Annotated in this window: 19 protein-coding genes; 6 read left to right on the forward strand and 13 right to left on the reverse strand. The window is 59.8% G+C overall.

Annotation, left to right across the window (positions count from 1 at the left end):
- Nucleotides 1-122: 122 nt before the first annotated feature.
- Nucleotides 123-2,567, reverse strand: coding sequence for a glycoside hydrolase family 15 protein (locus BDD14_RS11840; protein ID WP_423201751.1), 2,445 nt, complete (start codon nt 2,565-2,567; stop codon nt 123-125).
- Between the two features lie 213 nt (nt 2,568-2,780).
- Between BDD14_RS11840 and BDD14_RS11845 the strand changes: the two genes are divergently transcribed.
- Nucleotides 2,781-3,395, forward strand: coding sequence for a superoxide dismutase (locus tag BDD14_RS11845; protein WP_130418991.1), 615 nt, complete (start codon nt 2,781-2,783; stop codon nt 3,393-3,395).
- Nucleotides 3,396-3,468: 73 nt separating this feature from the next.
- Here the strand turns inward: BDD14_RS11845 and BDD14_RS11850 are convergent, their stop codons facing one another.
- The 4 genes from BDD14_RS11850 to typA all read right to left on the reverse strand — a co-directional run bounded on the left by BDD14_RS11850 (nt 3,469) and on the right by typA (nt 9,276).
- A complete protein-coding gene (locus tag BDD14_RS11850; RefSeq protein WP_130418992.1) occupies nt 3,469-4,299 on the reverse strand; it encodes an oxidoreductase in 831 nt (276 codons plus the stop codon).
- An 82-nt stretch (nt 4,300-4,381) separates the two neighbouring features.
- The gene (locus BDD14_RS11855; protein ID WP_242617896.1) at nt 4,382-5,521 is read right to left on the reverse strand and encodes a glycoside hydrolase family 130 protein; all 1,140 of its coding nucleotides are present in this window, start codon (nt 5,519-5,521) and stop codon (nt 4,382-4,384) included.
- 165 nt (nt 5,522-5,686) lie between these two features.
- Nucleotides 5,687-7,048, reverse strand: a complete 1,362-nt coding sequence (locus BDD14_RS11860; RefSeq protein WP_207231722.1) for a glucuronyl esterase domain-containing protein — start codon at nt 7,046-7,048, stop codon at nt 5,687-5,689.
- A 410-nt stretch (nt 7,049-7,458) separates the two neighbouring features.
- The gene (typA, locus tag BDD14_RS11865; protein ID WP_130418993.1) at nt 7,459-9,276 is read right to left on the reverse strand and encodes a translational GTPase TypA; all 1,818 of its coding nucleotides are present in this window, start codon (nt 9,274-9,276) and stop codon (nt 7,459-7,461) included.
- Between the two features lie 199 nt (nt 9,277-9,475).
- On the opposite strand from typA, the gene BDD14_RS11870 reads away from it, so the two are divergent.
- From BDD14_RS11870 to BDD14_RS11885, 4 genes are read left to right on the forward strand one after another with little or no spacing between them, the layout of a single operon-like run.
- Complete coding sequence (locus tag BDD14_RS11870; RefSeq protein WP_130418994.1) at nt 9,476-10,111, forward strand: cysteine dioxygenase; 636 nt, start codon at nt 9,476-9,478, stop codon at nt 10,109-10,111.
- 59 nt (nt 10,112-10,170) lie between these two features.
- The gene (locus tag BDD14_RS11875; RefSeq protein WP_130423014.1) at nt 10,171-11,637 is read left to right on the forward strand and encodes a circularly permuted type 2 ATP-grasp protein; all 1,467 of its coding nucleotides are present in this window, start codon (nt 10,171-10,173) and stop codon (nt 11,635-11,637) included.
- Nucleotides 11,638-11,649: 12 nt separating this feature from the next.
- Nucleotides 11,650-12,606 carry an alpha-E domain-containing protein gene (locus tag BDD14_RS11880; RefSeq protein ID WP_130418995.1) on the forward strand — a complete coding sequence of 319 codons (957 nt, stop codon included), beginning with the start codon at nt 11,650-11,652 and terminating at the stop codon, nt 12,604-12,606.
- 13 nt (nt 12,607-12,619) lie between these two features.
- On the forward strand, nt 12,620-13,642 hold the full coding sequence (locus BDD14_RS11885; protein WP_130418996.1) for a transglutaminase family protein: 1,023 nt from the start codon (nt 12,620-12,622) through the stop codon (nt 13,640-13,642).
- A gap of 11 nt (nt 13,643-13,653) precedes the next feature.
- Here BDD14_RS11885 and BDD14_RS11890 read toward each other — a convergent pair whose 3' ends face one another.
- The 4 genes from BDD14_RS11890 to rpmI all read right to left on the reverse strand — a co-directional run bounded on the left by BDD14_RS11890 (nt 13,654) and on the right by rpmI (nt 16,805).
- A complete protein-coding gene (locus BDD14_RS11890; protein ID WP_130418997.1) occupies nt 13,654-14,427 on the reverse strand; it encodes an SDR family oxidoreductase in 774 nt (257 codons plus the stop codon).
- Nucleotides 14,424-15,812: an FAD-binding oxidoreductase gene (locus BDD14_RS11895; RefSeq protein WP_130418998.1), complete on the reverse strand. Its 1,389-nt coding sequence runs from the start codon at nt 15,810-15,812 to the stop codon at nt 14,424-14,426. Before BDD14_RS11895 ends, BDD14_RS11890 begins: the two co-directional genes overlap by 4 nt.
- 89 nt (nt 15,813-15,901) lie before the next feature.
- Nucleotides 15,902-16,285 carry a 50S ribosomal protein L20 gene (gene rplT, locus BDD14_RS11900; RefSeq protein WP_130418999.1) on the reverse strand — a complete coding sequence of 128 codons (384 nt, stop codon included), beginning with the start codon at nt 16,283-16,285 and terminating at the stop codon, nt 15,902-15,904.
- A 322-nt stretch (nt 16,286-16,607) separates the two neighbouring features.
- Nucleotides 16,608-16,805 carry a 50S ribosomal protein L35 gene (gene rpmI / locus BDD14_RS11905; protein ID WP_130419000.1) on the reverse strand — a complete coding sequence of 66 codons (198 nt, stop codon included), beginning with the start codon at nt 16,803-16,805 and terminating at the stop codon, nt 16,608-16,610.
- 447 nt (nt 16,806-17,252) lie between these two features.
- Between rpmI and gyrB the strand changes: the two genes are divergently transcribed.
- Nucleotides 17,253-19,904, forward strand: coding sequence for a DNA topoisomerase (ATP-hydrolyzing) subunit B (gene gyrB, locus BDD14_RS11910; protein ID WP_130419001.1), 2,652 nt, complete (start codon nt 17,253-17,255; stop codon nt 19,902-19,904).
- 79 nt (nt 19,905-19,983) lie between these two features.
- Here the strand turns inward: gyrB and BDD14_RS11915 are convergent, their stop codons facing one another.
- The 4 genes from BDD14_RS11915 to BDD14_RS31775 all read right to left on the reverse strand — a co-directional run bounded on the left by BDD14_RS11915 (nt 19,984) and on the right by BDD14_RS31775 (nt 23,871).
- Nucleotides 19,984-20,607, reverse strand: a complete 624-nt coding sequence (locus BDD14_RS11915) for a PEP-CTERM sorting domain-containing protein (RefSeq protein WP_165420036.1) — start codon at nt 20,605-20,607, stop codon at nt 19,984-19,986.
- Nucleotides 20,608-20,939: 332 nt separating this feature from the next.
- Nucleotides 20,940-21,977: an adenosine deaminase gene (gene add, locus BDD14_RS11920; RefSeq protein WP_130419003.1), complete on the reverse strand. Its 1,038-nt coding sequence runs from the start codon at nt 21,975-21,977 to the stop codon at nt 20,940-20,942.
- A 9-nt stretch (nt 21,978-21,986) separates the two neighbouring features.
- Nucleotides 21,987-23,558 carry an amino acid permease gene (locus BDD14_RS11925; protein ID WP_242617897.1) on the reverse strand — a complete coding sequence of 524 codons (1,572 nt, stop codon included), beginning with the start codon at nt 23,556-23,558 and terminating at the stop codon, nt 21,987-21,989.
- Nucleotides 23,559-23,715: 157 nt separating this feature from the next.
- Entirely contained in the window at nt 23,716-23,871 is a 156-nt protein-coding gene (locus BDD14_RS31775) for a hypothetical protein (protein WP_165420037.1), read from the reverse strand.
- Between the last annotated feature and the right edge of the window lie 31 nt (nt 23,872-23,902).

Here is a 23,902-nt window from a genome sequence, read left to right on the forward strand (position 1 = left end):
TTCTTCTTCCTCTTCAGATTCCGGCGCGCGCAGGGCGGCGCGCGATTCGCGTGATTTTCGTCTTAAGGCGTATGCCCCATCCAGTGTACAGGCGGGAGCGATCTCACGACATCCCCGGAAAACTAAGGCACCACGTCCACCTCGACATTCCTTCCCAGCCACCGTTCCTGCTGGTTTTCCCCGGGCCACGACTGGGTAAAAAGAATCCTCCCCATCTGTCCCGCCTTCGTCGGAATATCCACATACGATCCCGAAGACCCCACCATCGTCGAGATCGCCTCATTCACCGTGGCCCAGTCGTCGGTCGTATACACCGCGCGGAAATGTCCCGCATCCACGATCCTCAACGTATGCCCGGCCTTCACAAACTTCACCGGTCTGCCCGCCGAATAAATCTGCCGGTTATTGCTGAACGTCCGCTTCTCCGCCGGCACCGCGTATCGCTCCGCCACCAGCGAGATCCGGTCGAAGACCTCGCCGTCGGCCAGCGATCGCAGCAGCTTCAGGTACTCCGAGTGCGCCCACACCAGCGGCTGCGCCGAACCGGCCGAGCGCCCGAAGTACATCCCCTCCGACGGCAGATCCGCCTCATCCCATATCTGCTCCGGAAGCATGCCGCCCTTGGAGCTGAACTGCTCGATCGCCGTCGTCAGCTTCTTGCAGCTCGTGCCCCGCGCAAGTTCATAGTGTGCGCGCTCGCCCGTCAGCAGCGGCCATGCGCGTCCCTGTCCCCACCCATCGTACGGTCCGCCATCTTTCTTCTGTCCGTAGCCGTCATGGTTATACCGCCGCCAGCAGGGGCCGAACTGCGTATCGATCTTCAGTACGTGATCGATCACCTTCACCGAATCCACAATCAGCGGGTCGTCCGCCCGCCGGATGCCATACCGGACCAGCTCCAGGAATCCTCCATCCACCACCTCGTTCGCACGGAATACGTTCTGCTCGCCCGGCCCTCGATTCGCAATCCGGAAGCAACACGCCGGCACCGTGTCGTCGTGAAAAGGCTCACCCGGCGCCGGTGGCTGAATCCGCACATAATGACGCTTGATCTCCGGATGCAGGACGCCTACGTTCGTCGTTGTCCACTCATCCAGGTGCGCCTCGATCCAGTCCGCATACCCTTCGAGAAATCCCGCCAGCTCTATTGATGCATGCGCCCGTGCAATGTCGGCCGCACACAACAGACCCGCAATCACCGCAGCAAGCGTCGAAGGCGAATATCCCGCCGTCTCCTCCCATCGTTCCTGCTGCGTCACCGGAGCATACTTCACCAGGAAGGCCGCCGCTCGCTCCACAAACGGAAAGATGCGAAACGTTCCCAGCACCCCGCGCTTCCACAACCGCCACGCCAGCATGATCGGGAAGGCCTGTTCATCCAGCTGAATGCCATGCCAGTATGGCGAACCGTCGATCCAGAAATTCTGCGCAAAGCTTCCATCCGGACGCTGGGTAGTGGCCAGGTACACCAGCGCGCGCAAAGCCGTATCTTCCTTGCCGCAGGCCAGCAGCGCCGTCGCCGTCTGCACCATGTCCCGCGTCCACACCAGGTGATAGCCGCCAAGGTCGTTATCTCCCCTCGAGGCTCCCCACGGAATCGACGCCGAGGCGATAAACGCGCCTGAATACGTCTTGTCTTCATGCGCCAGCAGCACATTGTGACTGATCCTCGCCAGCCAGCCCTGGTCCGTCGCCTCCTTCGCCAGCCGCTCCGGCGAAGACGTCCTTCCCCACTGCAGCAGGAAACGCTGCAGGTGGTCCACAAACGGCGTCGCCAGGCTCTGCAGCATTCCCGTCAGCGCCGCATGATGACCGTCCCCAAACGCGATCGCGATCGTAAACTCACGATTGACGGCCAGGTCGATCTCGCCCATCACTGCGATATTGCCATTCAGGGCCTGTCCAAACTGCCAGCTCATGCGCATGTTGCGGAACAGGTCCTGATAGCCATCGCTCGCACCCACGTATCCGCATGAAGATCGCGTGAATCCGCAGTCCGCGCTCATCGCCAGCGACGTGTTTCCCTTCCACGCCAGCAGGCTTCGCTTCCCCGCCACATCTACGCTTCGTGCCGAGTTTCCTGCCCCGCCGCCATTCAGGTGCGGAGACAGCAGCGCATAACACTTCATCCGGCGTAGGACCTCTTCGTCTCCCTCGATCTTCACGTGCATCAGCACCGTCGAAAAATGTGGATTCGAGATCACGACCTTCGTCACACGATAGCGTCCGTCCCGCTCCTGCCCCTTCATCCGCACAGCAAGGGCCGCTCCGTCCACGTATTCGAACTCGTAATTCAGATCCCGCTTCTCTTCATGGAAGAATGTCTCGCCGTCGCTGAACAGCAGCTCCATATCGCGGGTCTGCGGCCGATCGATGGTCGGGTAGTAAATCTCATTCAGCGTCCCGTGCGAGAGCGTGTACCACACGCGGCTCGAAGCCGAGTAGGCCGTTCCCACCGCATCTTTTCTGCTCGAAGTCCACCGCGGTTCCAGCCCCGGCGCGCCAAAAGCCGGTCCATCGTCGTCCAACCAGCGGTAGTTTTCGCATCGTGCGCTCATAGCTGTCATTAAAGCTCAAATCTCCTCATCCCGTATTCCTCTTCGGAGGAAGCGGCATGTCAATTCTTTCGATTGCGCTATCATGGCCGAGGTTACGAGAAACAATTCGCACGCGTCGGTCCGCTTGCATCGCACCCGGCGCCCAAGGCATCTGAACAACCTGAACCCCGGCCCATACCATTGCGGCCGGCATGAACCTACAAAGAGACAGGAGACACAAAAGTGGCATACGAACTTCCCCCTCTGCCCTACGACTACGCCGCGCTCGAGCCCCACATCGACGAAGCGACCATGAAGCTGCATCACGACAAGCACCACCAGACCTACGTGACCAACCTCAACGGCGCCATCGAAAAGCACCCGGAGCTCGGCAGCAAGTCGCCCGAAGATCTCCTCAAAGACCTCAGCGCCATCCCGGAGGATGTGCGCAAAGTCGTGCAGAACAACGGCGGCGGCCACGTCAACCACACCATGTTCTGGCAGATCATGAAGCCCAAGGGCGGCGGCGAGCCCACCGGCGCCATCGGCAACCAGATCAAGGCCGACTTCGGCGACTTCGAAACCTTCAAAAAGCAGTTCAACGAGACCACCGCCAAGCAGTTCGGCTCCGGCTGGGGCTGGCTCGTCTTCAAGGGCGGCAAGCTCGAGATCGTCACCACCGCCAACCAGGACAACCCCCTCTCGCAGGGCCTCTACCCCATCCTCGGCAACGACGTCTGGGAGCACGCCTACTATCTCAAGTACCAGAACAAGCGCCCCGACTACCTCGCCGCTTGGTGGAACACCGTCAACTGGGAAGAGATCAACAAGCGCTTCGAGACCGCCAAAAAGAAGTAATCTCCAAACTCGCTCTTCAATAAAAAGAGGCTGCCTTCACCGGCAGCCTCTTTCCATCTCAAACCGTATCGTCTCAATCGGCAAAGTCCGTAGACTCGCTGAGCTGCTTCCACCGTCGATCTTCCTCCAGCTTCGCCAGCGCGCTCCTCTCCGCCCCCTGAAAAGCATCCGATCCCAACAACAGCCGCAGCGGAGGATCCTCCATCCCGGCCACCTGCAGAATCACCTCCGCCGCCTTCGCCGGATCTCCCGGCTGCTTGCCGTTGTACCCCTGCTGAAAGCGCACCGAAGCCCCCACCGTCGCGTCATACTCCGGCCTGCCCGGGCGAAGCTCCGTCGAAGCCCCGGCAAAGTCCGTGCGAAACCCTCCCGGCTCCAGGATCGTCACCTTCACCCCCAGCGGCCCCACCTCTCGCGCCAGCGACTCCGAGAATCCCTCCACCCCGAACTTCGCCGCCGCATACGGCGCCCGGCCCACCGGCCCAATTCGTCCACCAATCGAGCTCACCTGAAAGATGTGCCCCGCCCCGCGCTCCCGAAAGTAAGGCAGCACCGCTTTCGTCATCAGGATGACGCCAAAGAGGTTCGTCTCGATCTGCGCCCGAAACTCCTCCATCGGCGTATCTTCCACTGGAGCCACATTCCCATACCCGGCATTGTTCACCAGCACATCCAGCTGTCCAAAGCCCGCAATCGCGGCCTCCACCGCCGCCTTCGCCTGCGTCTCGCTCGTCACATCCAGCGCGGCCGTCCGAACAGAATCCCCATACTTCGTCTTCAGCTCCCGCAACTGCTCCGGATCGCGAGCCGTTGCCACCACGCGGTATCCCGCCTCTAAAACCCCCTCGGTCAATGCACGCCCAAGACCGCGCGAGCTTCCCGTAATCAGCCAAACCTGCAACATCTCTCTCTTCACCTCAAAGCATTAGAGAATTCGCGCGCCACAGGGGATGCACCCAGGATCGTCGATACCGGACGCCAGCTCTTTACCGCATTCCACCCGGCATCGGCGCCGTAGCCACCCCAACATGCGAGTCCGCGCAGCCGTAGTAGAGAAAAAGCCTCTGCCTGAACAGCACCAGCCCCTCCGCGAACGTCGTTCCCGCCGCATACTGCCCCGACCTCTCATACGGGCGTTCCGGCTTGAACACAGGCTCCTCCACGCGCGCCTTCAAATACGAAGGATCGCCCCCCGCAAACAACGCCTCTCCCACCGAATACGTCCCCGGCGCAAGCTTCGGATCGCCACTCCCGCGCTCCGCATTCTTCGCGTTGTAAATCACCACAATCCCATCCGCCGTAAGTAGCGGAGGCGGTCCGCTCTCCGGAAACGCGCTGTCGAACTTACCCGCACGATCCTTCAGAAGCTCCACCGGCTTGCCGCTCGCATCCTCCACCGGCGTCCAGTGGATCAGGTCCGTCGATGTCGCAAGCCGTATCTGAATCTCACCCCAGTACATCCAGTACTTGCCCTTGACCTTCGCCGCAATCAGTCTGTCTCCCACCCGATGCGTCAGAATCGCCGCCGACTTATACTTCAGCCCCGCATACTTCCCTTCCGATCCAAAAGCCTTTCCGTGCTTGGTCCACGTGCGCAGATCCTTCGACGTCGCAATCCCAACCGTATACACGCCTCGGGTCCGAGCCCACTGCGTATAGGTCAGCACATACGTTCCATCCTCCCGCTCGACGATCCTCGGGTCTTCCACGCCTCCCGGAACCTCGTTCTCCTGCTGGCTGTCACGGTCCGGATAAAAAACCGGCTCTCCCGATCGCTGGAAGTGGATGCCATCCTCGCTCTCCGCCAGCCCCAGCCGCGAGGTGTGCTCGCCAATCACCATCGCCCCCGTATCATCCTCCGCGCGATACAGAACATACACCTTGCCGTCTCTCACAATCGCCGCCGGATTGAACGTATGCAGCGCCTCCCAGTGGACTGGCTTGCCCGAGACCGGGTCCGTAAACGTCGATTGCGGTCGCGGACTGATCACCGGAGCGTCCACCGGCCGCGTAAACGGACCCACCAGCCAGCCCTGCGTCTGTGCCTGCGCTTGAGCCTGCGCGACAGAGCACCGAGGCATCGCCGCAAACACAAAGACCAACGCGATCCATGCTGCACGTACCATCACTCTCCCTCGACCTCCGCCGCCCGGAACCGCACCGGCCTCCGGCGAACATCGATTCTACAGACAAGAATCTACGGACAGGGATCTACGGACAAGGAACCGCAGCTACAGGGAGCCCGCCGCTTCAGCCACCGGGATCGACGCCCGAGCCCGTATCCGGACGGCCTACTTCTCCGGATGAAGATGCATCTTCAGAAAGTCCACGTACACGCCCCAGTCCGGAGGCACCATCCCATGTCCGCCGTCGTGCATGTAGTAGCTCAGGTCATGCAGGATCGGCTGCTTCGCCTCCGGCCACGTCTCCGTGTCCAACGGATCCCTGCCCAGCAGGTTATACACCGGCCCTGCCGCAACAGCCGCCAGGAACTCCCCCTTCGGGTCCGACCAGGAGTCCGTGTTGCCGGTCTGCAGCAGCAACGGTCTCGGCGCGATCAGCGCAATCAGCATATTCGCGTCCATGGGAGCCTTGTCCGGGAACCCCGCCCACTTCCCGTAGTTCTCCGCAAACTGGTATGGATATCGCGTCGGCGCCGTCAGGTGCTCGATCGTCTCGCCATAGTTGCGATGGCTCAGCGCCGCTCCTCCCTCTCCGGAGCAGCTCGCGATCACCGCCGCAAACCGCTCGTCATGCGCTCCCGCCCACATCACCGTCTTGCCCAGCCGCGAGACACCGTGAATCGCCACCCGCTTCGCGTCCACGCTCTTGTCCGTCTCGAGATAATCCTGCACCCGGCTCATCCCCCACGCCCACGCTGAAATCGAGCCCCAGTCCTCTGGCCCGCGCTTGCTCTCGCCCGCCTTCAGATAGTCCTTGCGAATGCTGTCCGGAAAGCCCTCCGCATAGTCCGGTTCCACATCACCGTAGTAAAACGTCGCCACTCCAATCCCCGCATCCAGCACCGGCTCCACGCTCAACTTGCCGAACGCGCGCGCCTTATTCGCCGGAATCTTCGTATGGGTCTTCGCGTCCCACACCTCGCCGATCGGCAGCCCCGGGTCATCCACCGAGCTCGAAGGCGCCGTAAAGCTGATGCACAACACCATCGGGACCGGCTTCTTCGCCGCAGCCGGAAGATACTCCACCAGGTGAATCACCTGCGAACCCGGCTTGCTCGAAAGATGAACATCCACCCGTCTGCGAATAGCCCTTCCGTTCAGCGCTGGTGTTCCCTTCTCAATCATCTCGAAGCTCTCGTGCTTCGGACGCCCCGGGGCCACGCCATACTGCTCAGTCTCGAAGATCGAGACGATCTCCGGCCTCCGCTTCTTGACCCACGTCTTCGCGTCCTTCACCGGCGTGCCGTCCTTCAGCACCAGCGGATCGGGAAGCGTATACGTCCCCACCTTCGCCTCGTCGTAGTTCACCGGAACCCCTGCCACCACCACCGGCGGGGTCTGGGTCTGAGCCCACGCGCTCGCGGTCCAGCCCGCAACGGAGAACGAAGCCGCAACGGCGACGAACGAAGCCGCAACGGCGGCGCACGAAGCCCCAACCAGGCCGGCAGGAATCGCCTGCTTTACCCTCATGAACAAACTCCCGTTCTTCCGCGCCCGAAGATCGCGGACTCATCGTTGAAATCAGAATCGTATGCAGGAAAAAGCTCGCCATAACAATAGGTCGGCAACCATCAAAGCGTCAAAACTGGTCGCCCACTTCTTTCCCACCGCTAGAGACCGCACCCAAATGCTGTCAAGTCCAGTTTCGCGGAAACAGCACAAAACAAAGGGAATATAGTTGCCGATTTACCCCACCCAACTCTCTACAAGGGAGTTAAACACAGAAAAGGCCCGGATTTTCACACGGGCCTTTTCCTCAAGTCCTTTTGAATCAATATTTTTATGGTTAAACCCTCTCAATCCAATATTTTACGCCATTTTAATGGCGTAAAATATTGAAAACAAGAAGGTTGCAACCTGCACCCCCACGGGGGGGTAACCTACTCGACCTGCTGCCCCTTACGAGGACGCCGGTTCGCCTGCAGCACCTTCTTCCGAAGCCGCAAAGACTTGGGAGTCACCTCAACCAGCTCATCGTCCGCGATGAACTCGATCGACTGCTCCAGCGTCTGCTCCTTGTAAGGAACCAGCCGCAGAGCATCGTCCGAGCCCGACGCGCGCATGTTCGTCAGCTTCTTCTCGCGAACCGCGTTCACGTCCAGATCGTTGTCGCGCGAGTGTTCGCCGACGATCATGCCCTCGTAGACCTCGGTGCCATCGCCGACGAAGAGGATTCCACGATCTTGCAGCCCGTTCAGAGCGTAGGTCGTCGTGGTGCCGCTGCGGTCCGAGATCAGCGCGCCCGACGGACGCTGCGGAATCTCGCCCTGGTAGGGAACGTAACCGTCCGCGATCGAGTTCATGATGATCGTTCCGCGGGTCTCGGTCAGCATCTCCGAGCGCAGACCGATCAGACCGCGCGACGGAATCATGAACTCCATGCGCACACGGCCGGAGCCGTGATTTGTCATCTTGGTCATCTCGCCCTTGCGCGGTCCAAGCCGCTCGATCACAGTTCCCACGAAGTTCTCGGGAACGTCGACCGTCAGGTGCTCGTTCGGCTCCATCAGCTTCTCGTCGATCCGGCGCGTAACGATCTCCGGCCGCGAGACCATCAGCTCGAACCCCTCGCGACGCATGATCTCGATCAACACCGAGAGCTGCAGCTCGCCGCGTCCCAGCACCTTGAAGGTCTCGGGCGATCCGGTGTCCTCGACGCGAATCGAAACATTGGTCAGCAGCTCCTTGTCAAGCCGCTCCTTGATATTGCGGCTGGTGACGTACTGGCCTTCGCGTCCCGCGAACGGAGAGTTGTTGACCGAGAACTGGATCGCAATCGTCGGCTCGTCGATCTTGATCAGCGGCAGTGGAACGGGATTCTCGATATTCGTGATCGACTCGCCGATGGTGATGCCCGCAACGCCGGCAATCGCAACGATATCGCCGATCGCCGTCTCGGTAATGTCTGTCCGCTTCAGACCATCGAAGCTGAACAGCTTCGAGATCTTGACGTTCTGCAGCGAGCCATCGGTCTTCGAGACCGCAACCTCCTGGCCGGTCTTCAGCGTGCCGTTGAAGACGCGCGCGATCGCCAGACGGCCGAGGTAATCGGAGTAGTCCAGGTTCGTCACCAGGATCTGCAGCGAGCCCTCGGGATCGCCCTTCGCCGGAGAGATCGTGTTCACGATCAGGTCGAACAGAGGCTTCAGGTCGGTTCCCGGCTGCGCGAGGTCCATGGTCGCCGTGCCTGCCTTGCCGTTGGTGTAAATGATCGGGAAGTCGAGCACATTCTCGTCGGCATCCAGGTCGATGAACAGGTCATAGACTTCGTTCACCACCTCCTGCGGACGAGCGTCGGGACGGTCGATCTTGTTGATCACAAGGATCGGAGTCAGCTTGGCCTCGAGCGCCTTCGAAAGCACGTAGCGCGTCTGCGGCAGCGGACCTTCAGAGGCATCGACCAGAAGCACGACACCGTCGACCATCTTCAGAGCGCGCTCCACCTCGCCGCCGAAGTCGGCGTGGCCCGGCGTGTCGACGATGTTGATCTTCGTCTCCACGTAGTGGATGGCGGTGTTCTTGGCCAGAATCGTGATGCCGCGCTCTTTTTCAAGATCGTTGGAGTCCATAACGCGGTCGGTGACGGCCTCGTTGGCGCGGAAGGTGCCTGACTGGCGGAGCATAGCGTCGACGAGCGTGGTCTTGCCGTGGTCGACGTGGGCGATGATGGCGATGTTACGGATCGGCTGCTGGCTCACTGCGGTAGATGTCCTGTCTTTTTGGCGCTTTCAAGGATGGGAACGACTGAAAATGCGCGTGTTTCCTTAGTTTACCGCAGATGCCGCGTTCGAACAGCGCAGAAGGGCGTCCGGATGAAGAACACAGCGTAAAAACACGCAAAACCAGCCTCGTTCCCGCGAGATAATAGAGAAGAAGCTCAGCCCAAGGAGCAAGCCCATGTCGAGCCCAGAGATCGCAGCCTGTACCCACCCGCTTCGGACCAGCGTAGCGGACTTCATCGCCGGACTACGCGAGTTGGAGCGGGACCTGATTACCAAGGACAGGATCGCAGCCTACATGGGCGCGACTACGCTGCGCCCCGAAGCCCTTCACGACTACACCTGGTGGCGCGACAGCTTTTACACCCGTAACCTCATCTATCGCGACGACCTCTTCGAGGTAATGACCATCTGCTGGTCCCCCGGACAGAAGACCGCCATCCATACCCACAACGGCCAGCTCGGCTGGATGACGGTCTCGCAGGGAGAAGTGCTTACGCACGAGTATCATCACACTCACTGCAATGCTCCGGAAAACCAGAACGTGGTCAACATCGATTGCCTGGGCGGAGCCACCGAGCTGGAGATCGACAAGGTTCGTACCATCAACTGCGCCGAAGGCACAGGAATGGTGACAGTCGACAAGCTCCAGACGATCCACCAGATTGAAAACGCTGGCACAACCGGTTGCATCAGCCTGCACGTCTATTCGAAGCCCTTCGACTCCTGCATCGCCTTCGATCTCGAGAAACAGCGCTGCTACCGGCGCCAGCTGAGCTACTTCAGCAAAGACGGGCATCGGCTCGAGAGATAATCCGCCGGCAAGGATTGTATTTGGCCCCTGAGCAGGCTGCCGCTATACTCAAACTCCTCATGGCCCAACATCCATCGATGCAGTTCGCGCAGATCGCAAGGAACAACTATCTGCTGGACCATGCCTACGATGAGATGTTCGCTCGACCGGGCGAGCTCCACAGCCACTATGAATTGCTGCTCGACCACTTCTCTTCGCTGTCCGCCGATGAATTGCAGCGGAGAAAACAGGCTGCCGATCTCAGCTTTCTGAATCAAGGCATCACCTTCACGGTCTACGGCCGCCAGGAAGGCACCGAGAAGATCTTCCCCTACGACCTTCTTCCCCGCATCATCACCGCGGCCGAGTGGAGCAAGGTCGAGCACGGCCTGATGCAGCGCATCACCGCACTCAACCTCTTCCTCAAAGACATTTATAACGAAGGCCATATTCTGCGGGATGGAGTGGTTCCGCGCGAGATCGTCTTCAGCTGCAAGCAGTATCGCCGTCAGATGATCGGCCTGCAGGTACCGCGAAACATCTACATCGCGATCTGCGGAACCGACCTGATACGCCTGGAGAACGGCGAGTTTGTTGTGCTTGAGGACAACCTGCGGGTTCCCAGCGGCGTCAGCTACATGCTGACCAATCGCCGTGTCATGAAGCGCATCTTCCCGCAGCTCTTCCACAGCTACAACGTGCGCCCCATCGAGCAGTACACGCAACTGCTTCTGAGTACACTGCGCTCGCTCGCGCCGGAAGGAAGGCCGGAGCCGAACATCGTTCTGCTCTCTCCGGGGGTCTTCAACTCCGCGTACTTTGAGCACGCCTACCTCGCCCGCCAGATGGGCATCGAGCTGGTCGAGGGTCGCGACCTGGTCGTCCATGACAACATCGTCTACATGCGCACGACCAGCGGCCTGCGGCGCGTCGATGTGATCTACCGCCGTGTCGATGACGACTTCATCGATCCGCTGGCGTATCGCCCCGACTCTATCCTTGGCGTCGCCGGTCTCTTCAACGCCTATCGCGCCTGCAATGTGACCCTGGCGAACGCCTTCGGAACCGGCGTTGCCGACGACAAGGCGCTCTACGCCTATGTTCCCGACATCATTCGCTACTACCTGACCGAAGAACCGGTACTGAAGAACGTCGAAACCTACCTGATGACTCGCCCCAGCGAGAGGCAGCACACGATTGCAAACCTCGACAAGCTGGTGGTCAAGGCCGTGGGCGAAAGCGGCGGTTACGGCATGCTGATCGGGCCGCAATCGACCGCAGCCGAGCGAGGGGAGTTCGCCCGCAAGATTGAAGCCGATCCGAGAAACTACATTGCGCAACCGACGATCTCGTTCTCGCGCGCACCATGCCTTGTCGAGGATTCGCTTGAGCCGAGACACGTCGATCTGCGGCCCTACGTTCTATACGGGGACAAGGTAACGGTTGTGCCCGGGGGATTGACCAGGGTTGCGCTGACGCGGGGCTCCCTGGTGGTGAACTCGTCCCAGGGCGGAGGAAGCAAAGATACATGGGTGCTGAGCCATTGAAGGAAGGTGCCGATGCTTTCACGTGTTGCCGATAGCCTGTACTGGATGAGCCGGTATCTCGAACGTGCCGAGCACACGGCCCGCCTGCTGGATGTGAACCTGAACCTGATGCTCGATGAGTCCTCGACCAGTTCAGAACATCGCTGGCAGAGGGTACTGCACGCGCTCGGAAGTCCCCGCGATGTGGAATGGAATGGCGATCCCTATGCGCTGACGCGCACGCTCTCCCACGACCTCGATCACAAAGCGTCTATCGTAAACTGCATTATCGCCGCACGCGAAAACTCGCGGCACGTACGCGAGCAGATCTCGACTGAGCAATGGCAAAGGCTCAACTCGCTCTACCTTCAGGTGACCAGGCCACATATTGAAGCCGAAATTGAGTCGGCCGAATTTCTGCAACTGGTGATGGATTCCATCCATCAGTTTCAGGGCATCACAGACTCGACGATGAGCCACGGAGAGGGATGGCAGTTCATCCAGGTCGGGCGGTTCATCGAACGTGCTTCAGCCACTGCGATACTGCTGGAGGCGTATCACGAAGACCTCTGGGTCCACCCGGAGCGCATACCCGAGGGCAACGAATATCTGGAATGGATGGGCCTGCTTCGTTCTGCCACCGCATTCGAGGCGTATTGCAAGGTCTACACCGCCGACCTGACTCCCGATCGAGTTCTCGAATTTCTTCTGCTCGACCCGCAATTTCCTCATTCGCTCCGCTTCGCGATCGATAGCCTGCAGTGCGCGCTGGAAGCCATTCAGAGCGAGAGTGGAAAGCACCGCGCCGAACCGCTGCATCGGCTCGCGGGACGGTTGCACGCGATGTTGAGCTTCAGCAGCATCGACGACATCCTGAGCCAGGACGTGGTCTCGGTGCTGCGAAACATTCAGGCGCAGTGCCGCGCAATCCACAACACCATCTACGAACTGTACGTCGATTACTCGATCCAGATCGCTCTGGCTGGCTAAAGGAGGCTCCACCATGCACTACTCGATCCGCCATCTCACGAAGTTCCTGTACAGCGAGCCGGTGAGCGAGAGCATGATGGAGACGCGGATGCATCCGCGCAGCGACCAGAACCAGCGCTGCCTCACCTTTCATCTTTCGGTCAGCCCGCGCTGTCGCGTCTTCAGCTATCGGGATCATCTTGCCAACAATGTGCATCACTTCGACATTCCCGGTATGCATCCGCAGCTCGTCATCGTCGCGGAGTCTCTCGTAGAGGCGCAGCCTTCCGGACACATGCCATCGTTTCTTGCTCCAGACGCGTGGACCGAACTCGATGCCATGGTGGAGAAGGGCGATTACTGGGAGATGCTGCTTCCCAGCGAGTTCGCGCAACCAACCGGCGCCCTCGAGGCGCTGGCCACGCAGCTGGACGTTCGCCGACGGGACGATCCGTTGATGGTGCTGCACCACTTGAACCAGCAGATCTACGAATACTTCGACTACAAACCGAAGTCGACCAAGGTCGATTCGTCCATCGATCTGGCACTTGAGACCAGGGCCGGCGTATGCCAGGATTTCGCGCACATCATGATTGCGCTGATCCGCTCGAAGCTGCGGATTCCCTGCCGCTATGTGAGCGGTTACCTGTACCACGGCCTGGCCGATCACGACCGCTCGCTCCATTCAGCCACCCATGCGTGGATTGAGGTCCTTCTGCCTCAGCTGGGTTGGGTGGGGTTTGACCCGACGAACTGGCTGGTCGCAGGCGAGCGGCACATCCGCACCGCAATCGGCCGCGACTACGCCGACGTTCCGCCAACCCGCGGCATGTTTCGGGGCCACGCTGCGAGCGAGCTGACGGTTGCAGTGCGAGTGACGCCGAGCCAGCCCTCCGCCGGACTCGATCATGAGCTTCCCGTGCCCGAAGACTGGTCGATTCTCGTGGAAAAAGCAACCCAGCTGCCGGAACAGCTACCACCGCCCACGCGCCAGCAACAGATGGCGCAGCAGCAGCAGGTGAGGAAAACAATCAGCCTGCGAGAGCTCGAGATCTAGGCTCGTCAGCTTCAGAGATTCAGCTTCTTGAAGATGCGCTCCGGTATGTGTCGGATCACAAACATGATCGGCTGCCACTGGAAGGGGACATAGAGATTATCGACGCGCTTATCCACGGCGCTGACGATCGATCGAGCCACCGCGTTGACGTCCGCGAACTTCTCCGATCCCTTCATTGCCGAGGTCATCGCCGTCTTCGTCGGCCCAGGCTTGATGGTGAGGACCGTAACGCCTTCGCGATCGACGCGATTGCGGAGGCCGGCAAGAAAGGCCGAGAGCCCGGCCTTCGAGGAGCCGTAAACGTAATTCGACTTACGGCCGCGATCTCCGGCGACCGACGAGAGCACAGCGATGGTTCCCGAGCGGCGCTGTACGAAAAAGTTCGCGAGCCAGGTGAGGAGCGAGACGGGAGCCATCAGGTTGGTGTGAAGGATATGCGCTGCTGTGTTGAAGTCCTGCTCGGCGCTGGCCTGATCGCCTAGAACGCCGTGCGCGAGATAGGCGACATCGAGGCCGGTAAGCGAGTTGACCGCGTGCGCCAGCAGGGCGGGATGACGATCGGTATCGTCGAGGTCGGCGACCGCCGTATCGACGAAGCTGGCTCCGCGCACGCGAAGATCGGCGGCAACTGAGGCAAGCTTCTCGGCATTGCGGGCGACGAGAAAGAGGCTCGCGCCCTGCGAAGCCCAGATGCGGCACGTGGCTTCCGCAATGCCGGATGTTGCTCCAAGAACGAGAATCTTACGCTGAGTGGGGGAGGTGTTTGCTGCTTGATTCTGAGTCATAAACTAGGCTGGTCTCCGGTAACGCGCTCCCAGAAGCTGGAGGTGATCATGGGATCGCGGAAGCGGGCCAACTGCTCCCATTGGGGATAGAATGCCTGGAACTGTGCCGCGGTCATCGCAGCATCTTTTGCGGGATAGAGGCGTCCGCCAAACTCGCGGGTCATGTCGGCGAGACGCTCAAAGAGCGGGAAGCTCTTATCGGGCTTGATGGGAAAGTCGAGCGCCAGGGTGATTCCCGGTCGCGGAAAGCTCATCACTCCGGGAGAAGGCACGTCGCCGAAGGCCTTGAGGACCGCGAGGAAGCTTGCGAGCCCGGACTTCGCGACCTCCGTGAGGATCGCGACCGTACCTGCGCGCGCGTTGTTCCACGGAATCACGTACTGAAACTGCAACAGGCCGCTCTTGCCATACATACGGTTCCAATGCAGAACCTTGTCGAGAGGATAGAAAAAGGGCTCGTAGTCCTGCAGGGTGACGACGCTCTTCTTCATCTGCTTATGAAAGAAGAGGGTGTTGAACGCCGCCACACTGAGATGATTCAGGGCAAAGCCAGGAGCATCGAACGGAAAGACCAGCTTCGGTTCGGGCGAGGGCTTGAGGGGGGCGCGCCTGGTCGAGTGATCCCCCTGCATGAAGACGCCGCGGCAGAAGTTCTTGCCGGTCGAGGTGCAATCGACCCAGCTGACGGTATATTCGATCTCCTTGCTTGCCTCCGTCAGCGCAAGGAACTCGTCGATGCCGTGAAACTGAATCCCTTCATAGTCGATCAGGCGCGAGACGATGGGCTTCAGCTGCAAGGTGGCCCAGCGAATGAGACCGGTAAGACCCAGTCCGCCAATCGTCATGGAGTAAAGATCCTGATTCGTGGAAGAAGAGCAGCGAAGAACGCTTCCGTCGGAACGGACCAGCTCGAATTCAGGAACGTGACGGCCAAAGGTTCCGGCGACATGGTGGTTCTTGCCGTGGATGTCGTTCGCAATGGCTCCGCCCAGGGTCACGTATTTCGTGCCGGGAGTGACGGGAAGGAAGAATCCTCGGGGAACGGCGAAATCGAGAATCTGCGCGAGCGAGATTCCCGCCTCCGCGGTAAGCAGACCCGTATCGCGATCGAAGGCAAGGATGCGGTCCATGGCCGGGGTAGCGAGGAGGTTCCCATCCTTCAAAAGGCAGACATCCCCATAGCTTCGGCCGAGCCCGACAGGAAGGATTCCGTTATGAAGATTCTGCGCGACCGCCGGGAAATCACTCTGCCAGTGCAGAGGAACGATGTTCGCAGCATAGGTCGGGTAACGCCCCCAGGACTCGAACCCTCCCGAGGCGGAGGCGGAGTTGCCGGAGTCGTAGCGGAGGCGCTTCTGGGCTTCGTGAGCTTCGGCGGGCGGCATGGCTACAGAATACTTGGTTGGAGATTAATTTCCGTGCACAAAAAGAGGCACGGCGGTTGGCCGTGCCTCTTTCGTTGCAGAAGAACTGATTACGCGGCTGCCTTCTCCGACTTGGCAGCAGCCAGAGCGGCCTTGGCCTGCTCTGCGAGCGCCGTGAAGCCGGCGGCATCGTTAGCGGCGATGTCGGCAAGGATCTTGCGATCGAGACCGTTGCCCGCCTTCTTGAGGCCGTCGATGAAGGTCGAATAGCTCATGCCGTTCAGCTTGGCGGCAGCGCCGATGCGAACGATCCACAGGGAACGGAACTGGCGCTTCTTCTGCTTGCGGCCAGTGTAGGCAAACATCAGGGAGCGCTCGACGGCCTCCTGGGCTGCCTGGTAGAGCTTGGATTTCGTGAGGAAGTAGCCACTCGCGCGCTTGAGGATCTTTTTGCGGCGGTCGTTGCGTTTTGTACTCCGTTTTACACGGGGCATCGTAGTTCTCCTTTTGCGTACATCGTTTGATCGTATTTCGCAGTGACTTGCCCCTGGAAGTTCTTGTGCAGTGTGGTTTTCCTTGATAGAAACCACGCGAGCACACTTCGCTCCGGTTGCTGTACTGCGAACTACGAAAGCGGCTGGAGGTAAGGTGGCCTCTTCACTCGCTTTGCTCATTCAGATCTCGGTGGACGTGGCTTGCGCTCGTCCAGGGGCCTTTACGCATTCACTGGCCCGTTGCTGTTTGCAGCGGCTCGATCTGAAAACTTCCGGTTCCTGATGCCTGAAAAACTAAAGATCCTGGTCCGATCTTTCTTTATCAGGCGTAAGGAAGCATGCGGGCGACTTTGGGCGAATCCGCCTCAGAGACCAGCGTGATCGAGCGCAGGTGGCGCTTGGTCTTGGTCTTCTTCGAGGTGAGGATATGGCGCATCTTGGACTGGCCGCGCTTGAACTTGCCCGTACCGGTCTTCTTGAAGCGCTTGGCCGCGCCTGAGTGTGTCTTCAACTTTGGCATTGTGTTCCTGACTGGTTGCTGCGTTTCGACAACCTTCCAAGTATATACGAGATTTTGCTGTTCCGGGATGGTGGCGCTCCGGGAGGCCCGTTTCCGGAGGCGCTCACCGTCGTAGCCCGGCCTTTTACCATCCGGAAAGACGAGGATTTCGAGGGTTCGAAGGCCCGAACCACCGGGGGAACAGCAGGCTGCCGGGGACAGGAGGAACCACGAACGGAAGCGCCACGGACGATCGATTACAAGTATAGCAATATCAATGATTTACCCAGCCAGGAATCGCCGCAAGCACCTGCCATCTTCCCCTCTGTTTTACCTCCTGAGCATGTTATACTTAAGCTACGTAAAAACCCGACAGAAACGTGCCCGAAGTGCTTGATTGACGCGGCTTTTCGCGAATCGGGCGAGAGGTTTTTCGAAAGGGTTTTCCCCGCACTTTTCAGGAGCTACATGGCAACTACGGCAGTCCCCACCGAAACGGAACTTTTGGAAGACGACAAGACGGCAACCAGCGCAGAGCCCAAGGCTACGGGAGGCTATTCGGCCGAGAACATTACGGTTCTCGAAGGCCTCGCGGCGGTCCGCAAGCGGCCGGCGATGTACATCGGCTCCACCGGCGAGCAGGGGCTGCACCATCTGGTCTACGAGGTGGTCGACAACTCGGTGGATGAGGCCCTTGCCGGCCATGCGACACGGATCGACGTGACGATCCACGTGGACAACTCGATCACCGTGACCGACGACGGCCGTGGTATTCCCGTCGACAACAAGACGGTGAACGGCAAAACCATGCCGGGTGTGCAGGTGGTTCTGACCATGCTGCACGCGGGCGGCAAGTTCGACGCCTCCAACTACAAGGTTTCGGGCGGCTTGCACGGCGTAGGCGTAAGCTGCGTGAACGCGCTAAGCGAGGAGTTCGACGTCGAGGTATGGCGCGACGGCTATGCGTGGACCCAGGACTACTCCAAGGGCGACCCCATCAGCAAGCTGCGCCAGATGGGAACGAGCAAGCGCCGGGGGACCAAGGTCCACTTCCTTCCCGACAAGTCCATCTTTACCGTCACGGAGTACAACTACGACACGCTGGCCCAGAGGCTGCGCGAGCTCGCCTTCCTGAACAAGGGTCTTGAGATTCACCTGACCGACGAGCGCACGACCGATCCAAAGACCGGCGAGAGCAAGCACCAGGAGTTCAAGTACGTCGGCGGAATCGCGGAGTTCATCAAGCACCTGAACAAGGGCAAGCAGGTGCTGCACGAAAAGCCGATCTACATGGAGGCCGAGCGCGATAACGTGGCAATGGAGATCGCGCTGCAGTACAACGACGCCTACTCGGAGACGATCTTCACGTTTGCCAACAACATCAACACCGTCGACGGCGGATCGCACCTCCAGGGATTCCGCGCCGCGCTGACCCGCACCATCAACTGGTCCGGCCAGCAGATGGGCCTGTTCAAGGATGTGAAGGAGAACCTGAGCGGCGATGACGTGCGCGAGGGTCTGGTTGCGGTGATCAGCGTGAAGCTTTCGCAGCCGCAGTTCGAAGGCCAGACCAAGGGCAAGCTGAACTCGGATATCGCCGGTACGGTACAGGCGTTCATCAACGAGCGCCTGGGCGCCTTCCTGGAACAGAATCCGCAGGTCGCAAAGAAGATCATCAATAAGGCGATCGACGCTGCCCGGGCCCGTGAAGCTGCGCGCAAGGCCCGCGATCTGACCCGCCGCAAGGGTGCGCTGGACGGCGGCGGTTTGCCGGGTAAGCTGGCGGACTGCTCGGAGCGCGAACCGGATCGCTGCGAACTGTACCTCGTCGAGGGTGAGAGCGCAGGCGGAACCGCCAAGCAGGGCCGCGACCGCAAGTTCCAGGCGATTCTGCCTCTGAAAGGTAAGATCCTCAACGTCGAGAAGGCCCGCTACGACAAGATGCTGGGCCACGAGGAAATCCGCGCCATGATCACAGCCCTGGGCTGCGGCATTGGCAAAGACGACTTCGACGCCACCAAGCTGCGCTACGGCAAGCTGATCCTGATGACCGATGCCGACGTCGACGGATCGCACATCCGCACGCTGCTGTTGACCTTCTTCTTCCGCCACATGACGGAGTTGATCAAGCGCGGCCATGTGTACATCGCGCAGCCGCCTCTGTATCGCATCAAGAAGGGCAAGTTCGAGCAGTACATCAAGGACGACCGCGAGTATGTCTCCGTCATGGTCAAGCGCGCCTCCGACGGCATGGTCATTCGCTATGGCGAGGGTGGAGCGAAGCTGGAAGGCGCCGCACTCACGAAGTTCATGGGCCAGCTGAACGACTACCTTGGGTTCTTCGACAAGGTCCAGAAGCGGTTACGCAATGAGGGAGTTACGCGCGAATTCGCTGATCTGTTTGCCCATGAGGGCAAGGAGCCGGCCAAGCGCGCGGACTTCGAGGCTCCCGATAAGCTCAAGACGATGAAGGCGAAGCTCGAAACCGTCGCGAAGACGTACCAGTTCAAGCACGTGAGCGAGGTCGAGTTCGATGAAGAGCACAAGATGTACTCCGTAAACTTCACCGATGCGCAGGGTGCCGTGCGGTCCATCGACTGGACGCTTGCCGCTTCGCCGGAGAGCCGGCAGATGCTGGGCAAGCATGCACAGATTCGCGAGCAGCTCACGGGGCCGTTCGTCATCGAGTATGCGCAGAAGGGTGCGAAGGCCGACGCTGCCGACGCTGCCGAAGAGGCTGAAGAGGTCGCATCGGAAGAGGGGGTGGCGGAGACAGCCGCCGCTCCGGGAACGGCGCTCGAAGCGAAGCCGGGCAAGCGCCCAGGCAAGGCTTCCCAGGACCCCGTGGAGAAGAAGACCGCACGGGAGGTCTTCGAGTACGTCATCGAGCAGGGACGCAAAGAATACCAGGTGCAGCGCTACAAGGGTCTGGGAGAGATGACGGCTCCCCAGCTTTGGGAGACCACCATGGACCCGGAACGCAGAACGCTGCTCCAGGTGAAGCTCGAGGATATCGCGGCCTGTGAGGAGATCTTCACCACTCTGATGGGCGAGGACGTAGAGAGCCGCAGGAAGTTCATCGAAGAGAATGCGCTGGACGTGAAGAACCTGGACATCTAATCGATCTCATTTCAAGAGCAGCGAAAGCGGCTGGGCCCTGAAGATTCAGGGCCCAGCCGCTTTCGTTTTTGCAATAACATCAGAGCGTCGATATACGACGGCGAACCGCGCCTACAACGCCGAGCAGACCGGTGCCCAGGAGAAGAAGACTCCCAGGTTCCGGCGCATGAGCCGAGGGCACACTGGCTACATTCGTGGCGATAAAGGTGCTGTCGTTATAGTCGAGGTCGGAGATGGAAGACGAGAGATCTTCCATCCCTATGAAGAGCCCGACGGGAACGTCGGTTGCTCCTACCAGCCCGCCGCCGAACGCGCTTACGTAGGCATGATTGATGCCGTCGTCGTTGCGGGAAGGATCGGTGCCGAAGGTCTGGTTATTGTTTTGGTTATAGATCTCGAAGACCAGGATATCGCCCGCGGTGACGAAGCCGAAGTTCTGCGCGCTTCCCACCGCGGTACCGTGATTATTGAAGAAGTAGCTGCTGGTATACCCACTGGTGACGTCGACGAGGCGGATATAGTCAGTGGCGGCAGCGCTCGAGGAGAAGAAATAGCCCGTGATGTCCCCGGTACTTGCCGCGGTGAGAATGGAAGTTGGGGCTACATTTCCCGTATTTGAATAGGAGATAGGGGAAGCGGATAAGGCAGAAGCCCCAGCGAGCAGAGAGGCGGTCAGGACAAAAACTGCAGCGAAACGAGACATAGGTTCTCCGTAGCAATACATGGATTGCAAGAGCACCAAACATATTGCATGCGGATGTCCAAACCGAAACCAGACTAAGTCAGTTGATTTCAGTGAAATACTCGTTCCAGAAACTCCTGGATATGCAAATCTTTGCCGTGACAGGAGACAGTTCACGGACAGGAACGAGAGAGTCAGACCAGAGAGGAAGCGAGCCGCGCAGGTTCCCAACGCCAGGGAATTACGTCAGTCTGGAATCTTTCGGTATCCCGCTTCATGATGTTCATAAGTAACCAGCCTATCGCGTACATATCGGATGTGGTCCCGCGTCGACTGCCTCGGCAAGCCCCGATTTATCCGTAGCGTTCCACCCGCTGCAACAATGCGAGCTTCCGCGCAGGGTCGAGAAAGCTCGCCTCAACCGCATTCGCCGCAAGCTCGCGCATCTGGTCCAGGGTGAAGCCATATCTCTCCTGGGCCAGTACATACTCTCCCAGAAGATTGCTTCCAAACATCGGTGGATCATCGGAGTTCAGCGTAATCATCAGGCCCGATTCGAAGTACTCCTTCACCGGATGCTCATCAAACCCTTTACAGCATCCCGTCCTGATATTGCTGGTGATGTTAATCTCCAGAGGAATCTGCTTGCGTGCCAACACCTCAATCAGCTCCGCATCGTGCTGAGCAGCCAGCGCGTGCCCGATGCGCTCGGCGCCAATGTTGATCGCCGACCATACACTCTCCGGCCCAACCGATTCTCCCGCATGCGCGGTCAGCCGCAGCCCCGCGTCCTTGGCCTCTTTGTACAGATCCCGGAACTGATCCGCAGGCCCGCGCGCCTCGTCGCCCCCAATTCCGATCCCTATGATGCTTGGGTACTTCTTCTTCAGCTCCGCGGCCTTGCGAAAGACCCGGGCTCCCTCTTCCACTCCAAAGTGGCGTACCGCATCGACGATCCACAGAACGGACGTCCCAAAGTCCTTTTCTCCGCGCTCGCGTCCCCGTTCGATGGCATCGACATAAGGCTCCACCTCGGTCTTCTTCCAGAAGAAGATGATGCCGAAGGAGACATACACCTCCGCATGCACCACCCCCTGACGGGCCAGCTCGCGGATCATGTTGTAGGTGATCAGCTCATAGTCGTCCGGCCCCTTCAGCCGCTCGGTCACGGCTTTGAACGACATCAGGAAGCCGAGAAAATTCTCGTATTGGTAGAGCCGCTCCGCACCCTCCAGCGTGAGAGGCTCTTGGTCATGCCGTTTACTTAGCTCCACCAGGGTCTCGGGCTTGATCGTGCCCTCAAGATGGAGATGCAACTCTGCCTTTGGCAGACCGCGCAGCCACTCCATAACGTCTATCTCATGCTCTTGTTTTGGCAGCCTTCGGGCCATCCCTCTATCTTAGGCTTCGGGCGAGTAAAACTCACTTCGCTTTCGGCTGTAGAAGACATACACCACCAGTCCCACGACCAGCCACACGAAGAATCGCAGCCAGGTCTTCACGGGAAGACCGGCCATCAGCAGAATGCAGAAGGCGATGCTGAGAACCGGAACAACCGGCCCCAGCGGCACCCGGAACCCGCGATAGCGCTCCGGTTGCCGGGCCCGCAGCACCAGAACACCCACCGACACCAGGACAAACGCAAACAGGGTGCCGATGTTCGACATCTCTGCAAACGTGCCTACGTCAAACAAACCCGCGGGAATCGCCACCAGGAAACCCGCCACCCACGTCGCGAAGGCCGGTGTCCTGAATCTCGGATGCACCTTGCTGAACGCCTTCGGCAGCAGACCATCGCGCGACATCGCGAACCACACGCGGGCCTGACCCAGCTGAAAGACCAGGATGGACGAGATCATTCCGATGATCGCGCCCAGCAGCACCGCCAGCCGTACCCAATGAAGGCTGTGCCCGCCCGGCAGCATCGAGACACGCTTCAGCGCATTCACTACAGGAGCCGCATCCCCAGCCACGGTCTGCCACGGCACCATTCCAGTGAGAACGACAGCGACGCCGATATAGAGAATCGAGCAAACCACCAGTGTCGCCAGGATTCCGATAGGGACGTCCTTCTGGGGGCATCTGCACTCTTCGCTCGCCGTCGAGACCGAGTCGAAGCCGATATAGGTAAAAAAGATGATGGAGCCGCCGGCGAGAACTCCGCTCCAGCCGTTTGGCGAAAACGGAACGTAATTGCTGGGGTGAATGAAGCTCAGTCCAAAGAAGACGAACACCAGGATCGCCAGGATCTTGATCAGAACCATGATGTTGTTCGTCCGTGCCGACTCCCGGATTCCCCGCGCCAACACCACTGTCAGCAGCAGAACGATGAGGAACGCGGGAATGTTGAACCCCGCATGCCACCCCGGATTGTAGATGCTGTGGCCCTGGAGATCCGAGAGCCCCAGGGGCAGATACGCCGGCGAAAGCCACTGCGGCGAGATATTCAGCCCCAGCCAGTCCAGCAGATCGACGACATGCGCGGCGAATCCCACGCTCACGCTCATGTTGCTGAAGGCGTACTCCAGGATCAGATCCCAGCCGATCACCCACGCCACCAACTCGCCCAGCGTCGCATAGGTGTACGTGTACGCCGATCCCGCGATGGGGATCATGCTTGCAAGCTCCGCATAACAGAGCCCCGTCAGAGCACAGACGATCGCCACCAGCACCAGTGAGATGGCCAGAGCAGGCCCTGCGCCCGGTCTTCCAGCCACGGCGCCGCTGTGGTGATGCAGGAATCCAAGGATCAGGTCGATCACCGGCGAATCGGAGACACGGACCTCCGCGGCGGGATTTCCACCGATTGCCGTCCCGATCACTGTGAAGATTCCGGAGCCGATTACGGCGCCGATTCCAAGCGCTGTGAGGCTAACCGGCCCCAGCGTCTTCTTTAGCGCGTGCTCCGGCCGCTCCGATTCAGAGATCAGCTTGTCGATCGATTTGGTTTTGAAGATTTGCCTGGCCAGCACCCTGCTCCTCAAACAGAATTGTCCGGCAGAGTCGTCCCGGACTCACCCGAGGTACAACCATATGCCTAAAGCTGGAACTGTTCGGGCGAGGAGCTACCTCCCGGGCCGGTCCGGCGTGCAACACCGTAACCGAAGCCCAGGAGGCCTCATCGATGACCTAGCGCTTCGACGAACCGCGTGCGAGCTTGCGGACCTTCGCCTTGTTCGAACCGCGAGGAGTCGTCCGCTTTGCCTTCGGGGCAGCCTTCTTGCGGGCCGCACGCTTTACCTGCTTGCGCTCTGTCTTGTCTGTAATGCTCTTGGTATTTGCCATCAGTTCTTGCCAATCTCTCTTTGAAGGTAAT

Origin of the sequence: Edaphobacter modestus (assembly GCF_004217555.1) — a bacterium.
GTDB lineage: Bacteria > Acidobacteriota > Terriglobia > Terriglobales > Acidobacteriaceae > Edaphobacter > Edaphobacter modestus.

What these genes read in the sequence shown, in the direction of transcription:
- BDD14_RS11840 (WP_423201751.1), bottom strand. Translation starts at nt 2,567, where the DNA reads ATGACAGCTATGAGCGCACGATGCGAAAACTACCGCTGGTTGGACGAC.
- BDD14_RS11850 (WP_130418992.1), bottom strand. Translation starts at nt 4,299, where the DNA reads ATGTTGCAGGTTTGGCTGATTACGGGAAGCTCGCGCGGTCTTGGGCGT.
- BDD14_RS11855 (WP_242617896.1), bottom strand. Translation starts at nt 5,521, where the DNA reads ATGGTACGTGCAGCATGGATCGCGTTGGTCTTTGTGTTTGCGGCGATG.
- BDD14_RS11860 (WP_207231722.1), bottom strand. Translation starts at nt 7,048, where the DNA reads ATGAGGGTAAAGCAGGCGATTCCTGCCGGCCTGGTTGGGGCTTCGTGC.
- BDD14_RS11870 (WP_130418994.1), top strand. Translation starts at nt 9,476, where the DNA reads ATGTCGAGCCCAGAGATCGCAGCCTGTACCCACCCGCTTCGGACCAGC.
- BDD14_RS11875 (WP_130423014.1), top strand. Translation starts at nt 10,171, where the DNA reads ATGGCCCAACATCCATCGATGCAGTTCGCGCAGATCGCAAGGAACAAC.
- BDD14_RS11880 (WP_130418995.1), top strand. Translation starts at nt 11,650, where the DNA reads ATGCTTTCACGTGTTGCCGATAGCCTGTACTGGATGAGCCGGTATCTC.
- BDD14_RS11885 (WP_130418996.1), top strand. Translation starts at nt 12,620, where the DNA reads ATGCACTACTCGATCCGCCATCTCACGAAGTTCCTGTACAGCGAGCCG.
- BDD14_RS11890 (WP_130418997.1), bottom strand. Translation starts at nt 14,427, where the DNA reads ATGACTCAGAATCAAGCAGCAAACACCTCCCCCACTCAGCGTAAGATT.
- BDD14_RS11895 (WP_130418998.1), bottom strand. Translation starts at nt 15,812, where the DNA reads ATGCCGCCCGCCGAAGCTCACGAAGCCCAGAAGCGCCTCCGCTACGAC.
- rplT (WP_130418999.1), bottom strand. Translation starts at nt 16,285, where the DNA reads ATGCCCCGTGTAAAACGGAGTACAAAACGCAACGACCGCCGCAAAAAG.
- rpmI (WP_130419000.1), bottom strand. Translation starts at nt 16,805, where the DNA reads ATGCCAAAGTTGAAGACACACTCAGGCGCGGCCAAGCGCTTCAAGAAG.
- gyrB (WP_130419001.1), top strand. Translation starts at nt 17,253, where the DNA reads ATGGCAACTACGGCAGTCCCCACCGAAACGGAACTTTTGGAAGACGAC.
- BDD14_RS11915 (WP_165420036.1), bottom strand. Translation starts at nt 20,607, where the DNA reads ATGTCTCGTTTCGCTGCAGTTTTTGTCCTGACCGCCTCTCTGCTCGCT.
- add (WP_130419003.1), bottom strand. Translation starts at nt 21,977, where the DNA reads ATGGCCCGAAGGCTGCCAAAACAAGAGCATGAGATAGACGTTATGGAG.
- BDD14_RS31775 (WP_165420037.1), bottom strand. Translation starts at nt 23,871, where the DNA reads ATGGCAAATACCAAGAGCATTACAGACAAGACAGAGCGCAAGCAGGTA.